Source organism: Paenibacillus sp. AD87 (assembly GCF_001659845.1).
Taxonomy (GTDB): domain Bacteria; phylum Bacillota; class Bacilli; order Paenibacillales; family Paenibacillaceae; genus Paenibacillus; species Paenibacillus marchantiae.
Window position 1 is genome coordinate 541,867 of record NZ_LXQN01000022.1, and the last position, 16,139, is coordinate 558,005.

A 16,139-nucleotide genomic window follows, 5' to 3' on the forward strand; every position below is an offset into this window, starting at 1 on the left:
GCTTCATTCCCCTTTCGGTTGAAGTTGAATGGATATCGTCACCGCCAGGCCCTGCCCGGGACTGCCATCGACGCTCAGGCCGCTGCCTTCTCCATACATGAGGCGGAGCCTTTGAGAGATATTGTTAAGTCCCAGCCTGTCCCCGGCATGACAACGCAATGCCTCATTGGAAGGCTGCCGAGCAATAGATTCATTTAATTCATCAATCTCCGCCTGAGCCATGCCTTTGCCATTGTCACGCACAATAATCAGCAGCTCATCATCGAATTTCAATGCAGATACCCAGATCACCCCGCCATCCGCCTTCCCTTCAATGCCATGGTAGACAGCGTTCTCCACCAGCGGTTGCAATACCAGCTTGGGAATCAGACACTCTGTAATGGCTTCATCGATGTCATAGATTACCTCCAGCTTGCCGTCATAACGTACCTGTTGAATGCGTACATAGGATTGCACAAAAGCCAATTCTTCCTGAAGTGGAACCCTCCGATTCACCTTATCAATCGTATAACGCAGCAGCTTGCCAAGTGCCGTCACCATATCAGACACCTCAGCGTGCTTCTGGCGGACCGCCATCATGTTGATGGACTCCAATGTGTTGTATATAAAATGGGGATTGATCTGGCTCTGCAATGCTGACAACTCCGCCTCTCGCTCTTGAATGCCCAACAGAAATACCTCGTTGAACAGTCGATTGATCTCTTCCATCATCCGGTTAAAACCCCGGCTAATCTGTCCGAACTCATCATTGCTGAAGTGCGCTACGCGCTGGCTAAAGTCTCCCTGCTCCACCCGAATCATATTGTGCTTCAATCGAATCAGCGGCCTCGTTATGCGATAGGATAAGAGAACAGCGAGAACTGCTACGGCTGCCATACATAGCACAGCGAATCCAAACGTAAACGTGAGCATCTCGCCCGACTCCTTCTGAATAACGGCAATAGGTGTAAGGCTGATCACCGAAAGTCCTGAATAGCTGGAATGGTGCTGTACGTAGAGATAGGGCTTCCCCTCAAGGACAACCTTCTGGTTGCCTGCGTATCCTTGAAGCTGGCCATGTTTTAACAGTTGGTCGTATGCGGACAGACCTCCGGCTGAGGTGCGTTCGAACAGGAGACGCTGCTTGCTGTCGACAATCATCAGGCTCGCATTTTGCTCGAAATTCAGATTGGATAAGAGTTGGCCGAAGGCTTCCAGCCGGATGTCGATCAGAATGTAACCCAGTCGCTGGAGTGTACCCGGATCACGAATCTCACGGGCAACCGATATATACGGCTCTTCACGACTGCCCGTGTAATAGCTTGGTTCGTGTGGAGGAAGCAGACGCCATTCCCCTTCCGAGCCGTTAAGCTCTGCAAACCAGTCATCCTGCCTGCTGTCCCATACCGGATTCACTGCCAGCGAATCCAGATTGGAGAACAAAATGCCGCTGTTGCTGATCAGATGGACGCCACGAATTTCCGGTCGGTCATACGCTTGACCGGACGTGTAGAGCTTCATTTTCAGATAATCATCGGACCGCGCCCATGTACCCGATCCCATCGGAGCATTGTATTTGCCCAGAATGCCAAGCACCATCTGATCATAGAGCGGCAAGAGCGACAAACGTTCGAAGTCCTTGAGCAGCCGATTCAGATTGGTATTAATCTGGCGGACAATATCAATGGTGAACTGCTCCGTCTTGCGATCAATCGTCTGCGAGAAATGCATGTAATTCACCACTCCCTGCAAGCTTAGCGGCAGCAAGGTCAACGCCAGGAACAACAGAAGCAGCTTGGTGCGCAGATTCATATTTCTTCCGAAATAACCCAGTACCTTGTCCATCATTTCCGTTCATCCCTCCCTCTCCCGATCATTGTATGAGCCCCCTTCACAGATCAATCTGGATATAACTGGGGTTCATCATATCCAGTTTTAATGATCGTTGGCTATCCTGCCAACCATGGGATTGGTACGGAATTTCAAGATTGAAGCCCAGGTTTCGACGAAACGCAAAAAAGCCGACTGTATGGCTACAGTCGACTACTCTTCTATTGCATAGAAAAACCGACTGCATTATGCAATCGGCTGTCTTTTCATAAAGTGTTTTTTATATTTGAAGCGATTATATTCATTAATTAACTCGTCCAATACCATCGATTGTTGAAGGACTTTGTAGTCTTGCATGCCATGATATTCCGCCAAACGACTTAACTCATGCCTGTTTTGTTCGATTTGGTCTCTAATCTGCTTCGGTTCTCTCACAGCATGCACCCCCTCTTTTTAAAACATTTTAGGATACATTGCCAAAAAATTCATATTTTATTCCTTTGCAAAATAAAATGTTTTCTTACATAACAATACTTTCATAACATAGCATTTTGCATTAATCCGTGAAAATCGTCACAACTACAGCATATAGATATATTCCACTCACACTAAACTACATATCGTACTCATGAGAAAATGGAGTCCCTTTACGCAAAGACTAAAGACAGAAACACATTATAAATTATGTTCCAATCGAATGCTGTACTTTGCTCGCTCTGGAGCGGACTAGAATCCCTGCTACACGCACCAAAACCATAGCTGCGGTCATTAATATAAATGCAGGACCGATATTCTGAAGATCCAATTGATGCTCATTTGCATACTGGTATGCTTGCTGCGGATGATGCGTGATCCATTCCACCGGAATGATGCGTAGCAGGAATGCCACCGCCCAGACGACCACACTGCCTATCCCCACTCGGGTATACCACTTACCTGCCGTCGCATCGAATTCCATACGCGTTATTCCCAGCACAATCATTCCGAACAATGCCCCTACAATCACGGCCACCAACAAAAACAGCACATTATTGCCTGTAAAAGTCATGTCTTTAAGGAATTTGGCTGCATAATAACCCATAATAACGAAAGGCAGCAATAACCGATAATAACGTACTGGCTTTCGTCCAATTGAAGTGAATACTAAAACCGCAAACATGATGATCATCTGAACCCACATGCTCGTCGTCATACGTTGTTCCCCCTGTAATTTGCTTGATTTGATGCTTTAAGCATAGCAGGGAGAACACCGCTCTAGCGTCCACAACTGGGTTGATATAGAAGTCCACCTATAGGTGGATTACAGAGGAAGATAAGAGCGTTAACAAATTAGTGTTTCTCTCTTAGTCGAATATATTTATTAATCAGTTCATCCAGCACCATAGACTGCTTGAGAACTTTATCATCATGCATGCCATGTTTCTCCACCAACCGACGCAAATGTTGCCGATTCTGCTCGATTTGATCTTTGATCTGCTTGATTTCTCTCACAGCATGCACCCCTTTTTCAACCTATTTTAGGGTACATTTATCTAAAAATTCATAATGGAATGCTTTGCAAAATTTTTGTATTAGATCTTTTAGTAGAGGTCGTTATATTGAGCAAGATTAGATCTCAGTAGTTATACACTTTTAATTCTAATTCCAAAATTTTGTGAGCTCTGGCCTTCTATTAACCTATTGTATTGTTCTTCCTGTTGGTTCGTTACATGCCTTCTGAATTTACCATATAAATCAATAGATTTAATAGACATTAGGTCATCGTTACTTGATGATGAGAGTTCCAGGCTCGTGAGTAACGTGTCAATCCCCGTTGCGTATCTTTGTTGGTTGAGCCTGTACTTCGCTAACTCATAATAAAAACATATATATCTATAATTCAACATTTGCATATTGTACGTCCCTTTTAAATGTATATCCGTGTTGAATTGTTTAATATAAGGATCGAATCTATCCAATGCAGAATCAATATCCAGTGAGTGCCGGTTAGCTGCTTGCACAATATTCACGAATGCTATTAAAATCTCATGTGGATTAGCATCAAGGTAATTCAGATAAGGTTCAATAACCTCATGGTTCCCATTCATCAAATGGTATAAATACCGATTTCCCTCCGCCCATCCTTTGAAACGTTCTATTAATTCTTGCTCTTCTTCTGTTGGATTAGAGATTTCAATAACAGTCACGTAAACATCTGTATATTCCAGAGCTTTTTCATATTGCTTACGCGCTTCACAGACACTTGCCTTCAATAAATTCGCATATGCTTTATACGTAAATATGGGGTAAAAGGCGGTTCTTTTTCTATTTTTCCGTCTTCGAGATTGAAGTTCAAGTTGAAAATCAACTTTTCGTTCCAGTTCCTCTGCCAGATCATAAACCTTATCCCAGAGATGTATTGTACTATAAACATTCGCCAAGTCTTTAATAGCATCCAGTTGTATTTCTTCATCCAATTTCTCAATATAAGGTTCCAATTGGGCTGCTGCAGCCAGATTATCGAATTTACTCATTGTTTTATGAAGCAAAAAAATACGGTACTGGCATAACGCCAACCGTTCCGAGTGCTGATATTTCTCACCTGCGGCTACGCATCCATATAAAATAAGCGCCGCTTCATTCATTTCTTTGAAATATAGATTTTCTGCCATTTGAAACAGTTCTGAAATATAGGATCGATCATCTGTAACCTGATAGACTACCTTTTTAATACAGCCTAGCTTGTTAAGTTCAGCGCAGCGATACAGGAACGGTTCCAAACGCCTCCAATGAGGTGCGGCTTCCACAAAACATTCCACACTGTACATCTCGTAGAAGTATCCCTTCTCCAACCCCATACCAGATGTGATTTGATCCAACTGATTCATAGCTAGAGGTCTGCTGCCCTTGAGGATAGCACTTAATGTGCCAACGTTGACACCTGTGACATCTGAGAATTGCTGTAGTTTATATCCTCTTTCTCTTATGTGATTCTCTATATATGTGCGTATCTTAGGTGTAAGTTTCAATTCTCCCACCCCCATCAAACAAACTACTTAATGATTTATAATAAATGTAATTTTAATCCTGTATTTTACCTTGGTCAATGTATAATACAACAAAAAAACGTCCCATCTCCAAATAGGAAACAGCACGCTTACCAATAATATATTATAAACTTTAGTTCTCTTAGTATCCCCCAATACCGTGCTCGCTAAATAGCTTTGTTATGATATCTATACCATCTGTAGAACTTTGTAACAAAATAAAGGAACTAAACAACGTTAATGCCAATGCCAACATTGCCTTTTTTCTCATATCGACCATAAGCCTCCTTTATTATATCTTTATATTGGGACTCTATTAATTCAGAAGCATGACTTCTGTATGCTTCAAATAAACCTACACAATATATTACAGTAGAGTCATCTTTGATCTTCTGGGCAATCGTTAAACAATTAATCAAGTTCCTGAATCCTTCTTGGTATCTCCCTTTAGTTAGCTGGTATAAGGCTAATTTGCCCCAAAAATTAGTATATTGTTTGTTCTTTATTATTGTACTATAACTGCTTTGATAATTAAGTTCATTGAAAAACTTGTGAATGAGCATATCGAATCTTCTAAGAGCGTGATCAATATTTAAATGATACAGATTTGCTGCTTCTATAACTTTAACAAGGCCTAGAAGAGTTTCATTTTCATTAACTTCTATAAAATCGAGATAGGAGTTAAGCGCATCCATGTCCCCCATCATTAATTTGCACGAGTAAGTATTCACTTCAGCCCAATCTTTGAATCGTTTTATAAAAAGTTGCTCTTCTGAAGTAGGTTCTTCAATAACTATATTTGAATAGAGAGAAATATACTTTAGTGCTTTTTCGTAGTCTTTACGTTCACTCCATACCGTAGCCATAATCAAATAAGCATAATATTTATAAGTAAATAATGGGTGCTTGCAAATTGAAATATCATCTATTCCTTTTTTCTTATTTTTATATTGTTCCAAAAATTTAACTCGTTGCAACAGTTCGTCAGCTAGCTGGAATACTTTATCCCAATAATTTAAGCTAGCATATAAATTAGCCAATTCCCTTATCGCATCCAGCTGCCGCTCTTCATCCAGCCTATTAATATATGGCTCGAAGTGCACAGCTGCCCTAAGATTTTCATGCTGATCCTGACCCAGAGATAATGTGAAAATACGATACTGACACAATGCGAGACGTTCCGAGTGTTGGTACTTCTCACACTCCGCAACGCATTCATATAACATGCGGGCCGCTTTCTTTTGTCCTCGCTCAAGCATGCCTTCTGCCATCTCGAACAATTCTGAAATATAGGATCGATCATCCGTCACTTGCTGGATCACCCTCTGAATACATTCGAGCTTGTCCAGCTCGGCGCAACGTTGCAGAAAAGGTTCCAGTCTTCTCCAATGTGGTGCAGACTCCACAAAACACTCAGCGCCGTAAATTTCGTAGAAATGACCTTCTTCCAGCTTCATGCCTTTGGTAATCAGATCCAGTTGAGCCATGGCGATTGGCCGCGTCCCTTTGATGATCGCACTTAACGTTCCAGCGTTCACACCCGATATATCGGCAAAGTATTGCAGGGTATAGCCCTGTTTCCTGATGTAGTCCTCAATAAAGGAGCGTATCGTAGTTGTAGGTTCCATGTCTCCCACCTCCACAATGAAAATCCATAAATTTGAATTTATATGATATGCACAATTTTAATCCTAAATTTTACAGCGGTCAATAAAAATCGTGGCAATTTCCTGCCCATTTGTCTAGTTTTGAGCGGCTTTAATCCGCCTTATAGAAAAAATCCATTAGAAGAATGCATGGCAACATGGTAAAGTTAGTTTTAGCTTGAATATCCTACTATTTCCATAGGATTAGACAACCCAGTGCTTTTCCAATCCAATCCAATCCAAGGGGATGGTTAGATGAAATTTGCCTTATTTAGTCTCATGATGAATCTTCCAAATGCCGTAACTGGTGAATCACTAACAACACAACAAAAGTTTCACAACATTTTGGAACAAGCCAAGCTGGCCGAACGGCTGGGGTTCGATGCATATGGGATCGGTGAGCGGCATGGCGCACCTTTTCTGTCTTCCTCACCTCCCGTTGTGCTGACCGCCGTCGCTGCTGCGACTTCACGTATCCGGTTGCTAACAACAGTAACTGTTCTTAGTATACTTGATCCGGTACGGGTTGCCGAGGATTATGCCACGCTGGATCAATTATCGGGCGGACGGCTGGAGATGATCATCGGGAAAGGCAATGATCCTCGGCACTATCCCCTGTTTGGCATTAGCGAGGAGGAACAATGGGATTCACTCGGTGAACGCTACGAACTGCTGAAACGGCTGTGGACTGAAGAGAATGTAACCTGGCAGGGAACGTATCGCCCTCCCCTTCAAGAGGTTACCACTCAGCCGAGACCGCTTCAGCAATCCATACCGATCTGGCATGGCAGCGCATCGAGCACCCGCTCTACCGAGCTTGCAGCTAAGTATGGCGAACCGATATTTAGCTCGAATTCCTTCCACCCGCAGGCAAAATACAAAGCGTTAATTGACCATTACCGGGAGCGTCTCGATTATTATGGTCATGATGCGAACCGAGCAGTGGTTGGCTCCGGGGCAGGCAGCCTATACCTCGCGAATACACGCGAAGAGGCGATCCGGCGTTATACACCTTATTATGAGGCCTTTCATGCTACGGCCGCTGCGCAGCACAACCAGTCACCCTTTAAGGACCTGGAGGATAACATTGCGCATGGCCCTGTACTGATTGGTAGTCCAGAGCAGGTCATTGAGAAGATCCTCAATTACCATGCCGCATATGGACATCAGGTGCTGAGCATCAGCGTCGATGGACTCAGCCATGCGGAGCAGCTGGAGCAGGTAGAACGCTTCGCCCAGGATGTAGCACCAGTGTTACGACGCGAAATACCTAGTTTCATATGGAACGAACCCCCGCTCTTGAACCAGTCTCTTCCCTCTTCCACTTCGCATTCTCCTGATTCATGGCCCCCAGCCATCTCACCGATCTTCCAGGTGTAGGTCTCAATTCTCCACACATTCCCCATTCATCCACAAGCCTTTTGCACCCAGGGTGATTCTTGCGAATCGCCCTATCCCTCCCCCAAGATGTCTTTCTCTATGATCCAGATTTAATACCCTCAAACAAGGAGATCAACGAACGCTGCACGAATTCAGTATCTATCGCTTCGCCAGTCACCAGCATGCGATAGAACATCGCTCCATAGACGAGGTCTATGCACAGTCCGATGTCACAATCCTTTTTCAACTCTCCCCGTTCTACGCCTTTTTCAAAAATTCCCCACGCTTCGCGCCGACGAGGCTGAATGTATCTGGTTCGGTATTCTTCTGCAAGTCCTGGATCAGACTGTCCCTCTCCGACAATCTGTGTGATCACTTTACCTTCCCGGCTGCTCAAAAAAACAACCAGATTGCTCGCATGAATGCGCACATCCTCAAATACCGATCCTGTATCCGGTACAGGCAATCTTGCCTTTGCCGCAGACATGTACCCATCCATAATGACAGCACCTTTATTAGGCCACCATTTATATATCGTTGCTTTGCTCACCTTAGCACGTTCAGCAATTTTTTCGATCGTAATCGCTCCGAAGCCGTGTTCCAGTAATAATTCATAGGAAGCTGCAAGAATCGCATTCTGGGTTTCCACATTGCGGGGACGCCCTCTTTTGGCTGTCATCATAAGCCCTCCTTGGTGTAACAAATGCATCTGTAATTCATAAAAACTATACGTTCATTATACTAAAACACCGATACATTAAACAATTTCGTTCTTGCCATACTTCGACATACAAAAAAATTCTCACGTCTATTTACAATACTGAACGTTTAGTTTATTATATGTTTGTGATTAGTAAACGCACCGTTTAGTAATTAACAATTTCAATACAAGTTCACTTTAATAAAAAATAATTTGAGAACATGTGGAGGGTGATACTCATGCATATGCAACCTGATGTGAAGGCAAATTCGATTCCAAGCTGGTTGATTTTACTTTTGGCTGCGGCGTGCGGGCTGATTGCGGCAAACCTGTATTATGCTCAGACGGTTATAGGGCCAATCGGCGTGACAACAGGGCTTTCCTCTGCTGCTGCGGGATTGATTGTGACGTTAACACAGATCGGGTATGTTATTGGCCTGCTGTTTATCGTTCCGCTCAGTGACATTCTGGAGAATAAGCGACTGGTCACTTTTTTCCTCATCATTCTAGTCGTTGCATTGATTGCCGCTGCTTTCTCTTCCCATGCCGTATTATTTCTGACTGCTTCCCTCGTCATCGGTATCAGTTCAGTCGTTGCACAAATTCTGGTTCCCTACGCCACCTACCTCACTTCTGAGGAGCAACGCGGACGGGTTGTCGGCAACGTGATGAGTGGCCTGCTGCTGGGCATCATGCTGGCTCGGCCAGTCGCAAGTTTTATTACGAGCCTGCTCGGCTGGCAAGCGGTCTTTGTCTTCTCGGCAATCATTATCGTATTACTTACATTGCTCCTGTTACGCGCACTTCCTGCACGTCAGCCACAACCTGCGATGAAATACGGACAATTAATTCTGTCATTGGGCTCCCTGCTCAAAACATTTCCCTTGCTCCGCCGCCGAGCTCTCTATCAGGCCAGTCTGTTTGGCGCCTTCAGCTTGTTCTGGACCACAGTTCCCTTGCAGCTCGCCAACGAGTATGGCATGTCCCAGCAAGGAATTGCCTGGTTTGCACTGGCTGGTGTTGGGGGTGCCATCGCAGCACCTATTGCCGGAAGATGGGCGGATAAAGGTTTAACCCGTATATTAACCGGACTCGCCATGGTCATCGCGGCTGCATCTTTTGGGCTTGCCTATCTGTTCCAGGGTCACTCTACCGCTACCCTTATTTTGCTTTTGGTCGTTGCCATCACGCTGGATATGGCGGTTTCGGGTAATTTGGTGCTGGGACAGCGCATTATCTATTCGTTGAGCGAAGCAAGGGGACGCGTAAACGGGATATTTATGTCGATCTTTTTTGTAGGGGGCGCAATTGGATCATCTCTTGGCAGTTGGTCCTACGCGCATGGAGGTTGGAGTCTCACCACACTGATTGGTCTGTTGATGCCTCTGCTGGCACTCGTATATTACTTAACGGAAAAGAAAGTTACCGTCGTCAGTAACCCGTAACCATCCATCCATATGTAAACAAAACAAAGGGCAGAGTGATCTTGAGGATCAGCTTCTGCCCTTTATCCATCATCATTTCATGACACTAAATTTCTTGGTCGTTGCCCTAACCTTGTCATCCTCTCCCCACACAATGACACCTACAACTTTAGTGATTTCCATTTCCATCGAAGCGATCTCATCCGCATATTGTTCGAATGCATTATTGAGTGATTGACCCTTCTGTGAAAACACAACATAGCTCACTTCGTCGTTGTCAGATGAACAGAATTTAGCCAATTGGATCAATTGATTCTCCCCAGCCTTCAAAATTACCGTGCTATAGCGGATGCCTGCATGCTGAACGCCGCTAAGATCCAGTACAGGTGTATCAGAATATAAATCCGGTTCTTTAAGGGCTGCTTGTCCCATCAATAAGGCAGCTACATTCGCTGCGGCGCCAATCTCCAAATTTTTATCCAATATAATAGCAATTCTTTTCATACGAGTGCATTCACCCTCTGTACATTTTTTGTAAAACATACCCACGGCATATTGATTCCCTCACGCAATACCTTGTAGGTAACGAGCCCGTAATGATCGGCACAGAGCTGATTTGTGAGCGCAATGGACCTTTCTGTGTGATGCATGACCTTCCTGCAGGCTTCGGGGTTGGACGATACGGTGCTGCTCTCTCTATAAATTATACTGAGTTCAGATAACAAGTATGTAGTTGCCGGATGATGAAAAATAACGTCGATCTGATCAGGACATTCCGCATGGAATCCGGATAGAACCAGCGCAGGAATCTTCTCTACAAAGCTCTCAGACACCACTAATTCGGAATCCATAATGAAACTGTTGAGCTTGGGATAAGCCCCAGGTACCAATAGACAGGAAATTTCCCCTGATTTCAAGTCTTCCGCGGCCGCTTCAAATTCGGGGTACGGCTTGATTATATCAGAGTTGTTGAGTTTCTTAGCGATATGCATGCTGCAAGTCAGGAATCCTTCTTCGTCTCCCAATGTTCCCAGTATGGCATATTTGCTTTCAGTAATCTCCATTTTTTTCTATTTCCTCCCTTTTATTCAAATCCGGTAAGATCGTATACCAAAAAAAATCTATTGTCAATTAACACTTTAACGCGTCAAAAATTTTACAAAAACCGTATTGAAAATGGAATATTTTTGTATATAATGTTATGAAATGGTCTTTTTCTATTTTTTGTTCTTCATTGAAGGAGGATTTATGAAAACAATTGTATACATATCTGATTTCAGGCTTCCACATGGCTTAAACTTCGTAAAACCTTTGAAAAAATTTACTGATTACAAAAAAATTCTGATTATTGAACGTTACAATCTGCTTCATGATTACTTGCTTGAGGATTTCTTCGATGAGATTAGATACGTGGACCACTTGGAATCCGTGGATGACATCAGGGAACACATTATTGAAATCCGACGTTCCCATTCCATCGTAGCTTTGTTAACTCCGGGTGAGAATGCAATTGAGATCGGCGGCCAGTTTCGATCCGAATTTGGTATCCCCGGTATGCAGCGCAATCAGGCTGAAGCCGTCCGCAATAAATGGATTATGAAACAGATGCTCCATCAACGAGGAATTCGGACTTCTGACATTGCAATCGCTCTTCATGAACAGGATTACATTCGTTTCACTGATACACACGGGTTCCCGATTATTGTGAAGCCACTCAGCGGATATGGAAGTATAAATACGTTCAAATTGTCCAGTATGGAAGAACTGATCCATTATCTTCACCATACAAGACAAGCGCAGCAACGGGATTTGCTGGAGGAATTCATCGACGGTACAGAGTTTCACTGTGATTCCATTGTCTCGAAGGGGAAAGTTATATTTTCATCCGTTTCCCAATACCTGTATAACTGTTTGGATATTGCTACTAAGCAGAAGCCACCGGCCAGCATTACGTTTCCTGAAAGCACTGAGGCTGACTTTATTCACCACATCAAAGAACTCAATGAACAGGTGATTGCTGCTCTGGGGATTAATCATTCCGTAACACATGCCGAGCTTTTTCTAACTTCGGGTGGAGAAGTAGTATTTGGAGAAATCGGTGCAAGAATCGGGGGTTCACAGGTTATGCCTCCTTGTATCAAGAACACACACGGTGTTGATTTATTCGAGGCAGTCAGCGATCTGGAAGTTGGAATATATGAGCTCAACAAACAAAAGACGAATAATAAATATACGGGTATGATCTGTTTCCCTTCTCGCGCAGGAATGATTCACAGCATATCAGGGATAGAAGATTATGAAGATATCTCCGGCATTATTGATTTCAATGTATCCTATCAAGTGGGACAACGTGCCGGGGACGTCAGCGATACGATGACCAGATCGGGTTTTGCCATTGTGGAAGGGAGTTCATTCGAAGAATTGCGTCAAACACTGCTGAATATGTACGATCGCTTCAAGATTGAAGTTACTGTTACCGAACCCGTATAAAACGCGGGATGGACTATAAAGGCTTGTATTTGGATTGACAGTTGTATTGGGGAGGGCTGGAATTCTTGTCTTTATTTAAATCATACACGGGTTTGAGCCGTGAAATATATTACCTCTGTTTAGCCAGAACGATTAACAGCGCAGGAGACTTTGTGTTCTCCCTTATTACCTTAGTCCTGACTTTACAGATGGGTATGAATGTTGTCAGTGCAGGCATCTTTGTATCACTGGCAGCCTTGATTAGTGGACCAGCTGTCCTTCTTGGTGGCTATTTAAGTGACCTCATGGGCAAAAAAACAATTATTGTCACCGGGCAATTGTTGTCCGCCACAATGATAATATGCTGTTCGTTCTGGTCGGGCACCATTACGGTTGGGTATTTACTGATCGCTGTCATGTTCTTCATCAGCATTACCCGCCCTGCTTATAACGCATTAATCATTCAACTGTGTACGGAGGAGAAAGAGCGAAAGTCCGCTTTCTCCCTTATGTATTTGGGAGCCAATTTGGGTATAGCCATCGGACCATTGCTAGCCGGTTTTTTCATCAAAGATCATGTCCATATCGTCTTTATAAGTATCGGCACTGTATTTCTGATATCCACCTTCATTATCATCAACCAGGTAAAGATCGGTACAAGCAAGGTAATGACACCTACAGGCAGCAACAATTCTGTACATCTACAATCGAGCCAACCTCCCACTCCTTTATTCAGACTTCTTATGAAAAATCCGCTCGTCGCCTTTTTCATCTTGGTATCATTTCTCAACTATTTTATTTATATGCAATCTTCGTTTAGCCTTCCGCTACAAATGAATGATTCGTTTGGAGAGGACGGGGCAGCATATTACGGCTCAGTCATGACCATTAATGCTATCAGCGTCATTATCCTGACCACCTTGATCCTATCCGTTACACGTAAATTAACTGCGCTAAACTCCATTGCCACAGGTGCGCTCTTCTATGGCATTGGATTTGGTGCATTGAGCCTGATGGGTTACTTTCCCCATTTCACCATCGTCGCCGTCTCTACGGTACTGTGGACCGTTGGAGAGATTCTGGTGCAAACCAATATCAATCTATATATCGCTTCACGAGTACCGGATACACATCAGGGGCGGTTTAACGGCTTGCTGCTGTTCGTAGGCTGCCTGGGTTATACACTTAGCCCATACTTGACAGGTATTTTCATCAAAAGCATGGACATGGGGAGCTTGTGGATCATTATTCTGGCCTTCAGCTTGGTCTATGCGTTGTGCATGATCATCCTGTGGTATATCGAAAAAATCTCAACCAGAAAAAGTGAAATTGAACCATTGGATTTATCTCAAAGTGTTTGAGCATCTGACCCAACCCTCCGCAAGTTACTGCAGCATTGAAGACATTTCACCATGGTCATCATCGATAATAGACGAATCTATATACGATTCGTTAAACAAAGGGCAGAGTGATCTTTAGGATCAGCTTCTGCCCTTTTTTTGCTACATTCACACCAACACAGTCAAATGTGCATTGGCATCGTACTCGACCAACTGCTGCCCCGAACGCAACTTTTGCACCAGATCGGGATTGGCGATAAACGGTCTGCCGAACGCTGCCAAATTAATGCTCCGATCTTGCACTGCCTGCTCTGCGGTTGTTGCCTCAAGATCCCCTACGCCAATGATGATTCCATTCCACTGCTGGCGAATCGCTTCATGGAAATTGTGCTCCCCATCCCAGACAGTGGTGTATCGATCTGTTGAAGGATGTAAGATTGTAATACCTGTCTCGCGGAACAGATTCAGATAGGCGTTCAGCACTCCAGCCTTGTCTGACCAGACATAGGAAGGGTCATCATCTTTTTTCTCGGAAAATCGTATCGATATGCGATCCACGCTGATTTCTTTTTGGACTGCAATAATGATCTCCTTCAGAAAACGCAATCGACTCTGGATATCGCCTCCGTATTCGTCTGTTCTGTGGTTCGTCTTCTCATTGATAAACTGATCGATCAGATAACCATGAGCTGCATGCAGCTCAATTCCGTCAAATCCAGCCAGTACCGCATTGCGGGCAGCCGTTTGAAATTGTTGAACGGTATCCCGGATATCTTGCACACTCATAGCTTGGGGTATCTGATATGGCTTATGCAATTTATGGACTCTTCCTTGAGCCGGAATCTCTGAAGGTGCCAGCGGCGGGGTACCGATCAGATCGGAGTGAGACAGTCTGCCCACATGCCACAGCTGAGCGATGATGGTTCCTCCGTGTTTATGGACGGCATTCGTTACTTTTTTCCATGAAGCGGTCTGTTCAGCCGTATATAATCCGGGGATACCGTAGGTTCCTTTGCCTGCCAGCGAGGGATTAATCCCCTCTGTAATGATCAACCCTACACTATCCCTGGCACGTCGCTCGTAATACGCCACCATCTCTTCCGTCGCAGTCCCATCCTGATCATTGGCAAACCCTCGGGTAAGAGGTGCCATCACTAATCTGTTTCTCAAATGCCATTCGTTGATCGTCACCGGACTCAGTAATGTAGACATATTTCTCATCACAACTCCTTCTCCATTGTCAGCGTTTTGCATGATTCCATTGCTCTGTAAAAGCTGTTGATAACGATATTGTAAGCCGGCATATATATATCGTAAAATGATTGAAATATATAGATGTATCTCTCATAGAGATACCTAACACTTCACTTCACTTTACTTCATTTCATTACAACTCAGGAGGCCAGAGCCATGGAACTCTCGGATATCGATATTATTCTCGCGGTGGCAAGGTCCGGCAAAATCTCACAGGCCGCCAAGGAACTGAATTACGCTCAATCCAACGTCACCACACGCATCAAAAAGCTGGAGCAGGAATATCAGGTGCAGTTGTTCAACCGCTTTCCCAAAGGGGTAGTGCTGACTTCCAAAGGAGAACAGTTTGTCCAATATGCAACACGCATCCGTGACCTGTTAAACGATCTGGAGCAGGATATGACTGATCCCGGTGAGCCTTCAGGCACGTTAAAAATCGGGATTGTGGAGACGGCAGCATCCAGCCGGTTCATGGAGATTCTCAATGAATACCAAGTGACCTATCCTGAGGTCTCCATCTCACTTGTGAATGCCACTTCACCCAAAGTGCTGCGCAAGAAAATACAGGAATATGAGATTGATGGTGCCTTTATTAGTGGTGCGTGTGTGAAAGAGGGTCTAAAAGTGGAATATGAAATGCAAGACACGGTGCATATCATCTCCAAACGGATGGACGTTCCACCCGAAAGCCTGTGTCAGGTTTCATGGGTCGTTTTCCCAAAAGGCTGCCCATACCGTGAAATTACGGAGGAATATTTGCAGGAAGAAGGTTTGTCTGCTCGCAATATGATTGAAGTCAGCACGATGGATAACCTGCTTAGCTGTGTGGAGTCGGGAATTGCTTTTACCATTATGCCTTGCAGCGTTATTCACAAGAAACCAGATGAGTTCTCTGTATATGATCTGGCCGAACGATTCACACATACCACAACGACCTTTGTCCGGGGTGAGGATCGATACGTCAGCAGCGCGCTGGATCGATTTGTGAAGCTGCTGAATCAGAAGTGCATTACGTTTTGAAATAAAATTTCAATTTTCCCCATATCTGACTCAGCGCTTATCTAGGGCTAGAGAACACCAGAAGAAGAGAG

At 44.2% G+C, this 16,139-nt stretch carries 15 protein-coding genes; 5 read left to right on the forward strand and 10 right to left on the reverse strand.

The features are described 5' to 3' along the window. Window positions 1-3 precede the first annotated feature (3 nt). From gpAD87_RS30600 to gpAD87_RS30620, 6 genes are all read right to left on the reverse strand, one after another. On the reverse strand, window positions 4-1,827 hold the full coding sequence (locus gpAD87_RS30600; RefSeq protein ID WP_064642742.1) for a cache domain-containing sensor histidine kinase: 1,824 nt from the start codon (window positions 1,825-1,827) through the stop codon (window positions 4-6). Between the two features lie 228 nt (window positions 1,828-2,055). Further along, window positions 2,056-2,244, reverse strand: a complete 189-nt coding sequence (locus gpAD87_RS30605; protein ID WP_064642743.1) for an aspartyl-phosphate phosphatase Spo0E family protein — start codon at window positions 2,242-2,244, stop codon at window positions 2,056-2,058. Window positions 2,245-2,491: 247 nt separating this feature from the next. After that, on the reverse strand, window positions 2,492-3,001 hold the full coding sequence (locus gpAD87_RS30610; RefSeq protein WP_064642745.1) for a DUF1453 family protein: 510 nt from the start codon (window positions 2,999-3,001) through the stop codon (window positions 2,492-2,494). A 137-nt stretch (window positions 3,002-3,138) separates the two neighbouring features. Beyond that, window positions 3,139-3,300: an aspartyl-phosphate phosphatase Spo0E family protein gene (locus tag gpAD87_RS31675; RefSeq protein WP_139295711.1), complete on the reverse strand. Its 162-nt coding sequence runs from the start codon at window positions 3,298-3,300 to the stop codon at window positions 3,139-3,141. 131 nt (window positions 3,301-3,431) lie between these two features. Beyond that, the gene (locus gpAD87_RS30615) at window positions 3,432-4,817 is read right to left on the reverse strand and encodes a hypothetical protein (RefSeq protein WP_064642747.1); all 1,386 of its coding nucleotides are present in this window, start codon (window positions 4,815-4,817) and stop codon (window positions 3,432-3,434) included. A gap of 245 nt (window positions 4,818-5,062) precedes the next feature. After that, on the reverse strand, window positions 5,063-6,463 hold the full coding sequence (locus gpAD87_RS30620) for a helix-turn-helix domain-containing protein (RefSeq protein WP_064642749.1): 1,401 nt from the start codon (window positions 6,461-6,463) through the stop codon (window positions 5,063-5,065). 273 nt (window positions 6,464-6,736) lie between these two features. Between gpAD87_RS30620 and gpAD87_RS30625 the strand changes: the two genes are divergently transcribed. Further along, a complete protein-coding gene (locus gpAD87_RS30625) occupies window positions 6,737-7,861 on the forward strand; it encodes an LLM class flavin-dependent oxidoreductase (protein ID WP_064642751.1) in 1,125 nt (374 codons plus the stop codon). A gap of 97 nt (window positions 7,862-7,958) precedes the next feature. Here the strand turns inward: gpAD87_RS30625 and gpAD87_RS30630 are convergent, their stop codons facing one another. Then, entirely contained in the window at window positions 7,959-8,540 is a 582-nt protein-coding gene (locus tag gpAD87_RS30630; RefSeq protein ID WP_064642754.1) for a TetR/AcrR family transcriptional regulator, read from the reverse strand. A 266-nt stretch (window positions 8,541-8,806) separates the two neighbouring features. Here gpAD87_RS30630 and gpAD87_RS30635 point away from each other — a divergent pair, with 266 nt between their 5' ends. Continuing rightward, window positions 8,807-10,006 (forward strand): MFS transporter, encoded by a 1,200-nt coding sequence (locus gpAD87_RS30635; RefSeq protein WP_442950753.1) that lies wholly within the window; start codon window positions 8,807-8,809, stop codon window positions 10,004-10,006. A 72-nt stretch (window positions 10,007-10,078) separates the two neighbouring features. Here gpAD87_RS30635 and gpAD87_RS30640 read toward each other — a convergent pair whose 3' ends face one another. Further along, on the reverse strand, window positions 10,079-10,528 hold the full coding sequence (locus gpAD87_RS30640; RefSeq protein ID WP_331710944.1) for a DUF2000 family protein: 450 nt from the start codon (window positions 10,526-10,528) through the stop codon (window positions 10,079-10,081). Beyond that, the gene (locus gpAD87_RS30645) at window positions 10,486-11,049 is read right to left on the reverse strand and encodes a hypothetical protein (protein ID WP_064642760.1); all 564 of its coding nucleotides are present in this window, start codon (window positions 11,047-11,049) and stop codon (window positions 10,486-10,488) included. The genes gpAD87_RS30640 and gpAD87_RS30645 overlap by 43 nt, the downstream gene beginning before the upstream one ends. Before the next feature lie 184 nt (window positions 11,050-11,233). Between gpAD87_RS30645 and gpAD87_RS30650 the strand changes: the two genes are divergently transcribed. Beyond that, on the forward strand, window positions 11,234-12,475 hold the full coding sequence (locus gpAD87_RS30650; protein WP_064642762.1) for an ATP-grasp domain-containing protein: 1,242 nt from the start codon (window positions 11,234-11,236) through the stop codon (window positions 12,473-12,475). Between the two features lie 65 nt (window positions 12,476-12,540). Further along, complete coding sequence (locus gpAD87_RS30655) at window positions 12,541-13,815, forward strand: MFS transporter (protein WP_064642764.1); 1,275 nt, start codon at window positions 12,541-12,543, stop codon at window positions 13,813-13,815. Window positions 13,816-13,962: 147 nt separating this feature from the next. Here gpAD87_RS30655 and gpAD87_RS30660 read toward each other — a convergent pair whose 3' ends face one another. Continuing rightward, window positions 13,963-15,006: an alkene reductase gene (locus tag gpAD87_RS30660; protein ID WP_231952958.1), complete on the reverse strand. Its 1,044-nt coding sequence runs from the start codon at window positions 15,004-15,006 to the stop codon at window positions 13,963-13,965. Between the two features lie 198 nt (window positions 15,007-15,204). On the opposite strand from gpAD87_RS30660, the gene gpAD87_RS30665 reads away from it, so the two are divergent. Continuing rightward, complete coding sequence (locus gpAD87_RS30665) at window positions 15,205-16,068, forward strand: LysR family transcriptional regulator (protein ID WP_064642768.1); 864 nt, start codon at window positions 15,205-15,207, stop codon at window positions 16,066-16,068. Window positions 16,069-16,139: the final 71 nt, after the last annotated feature.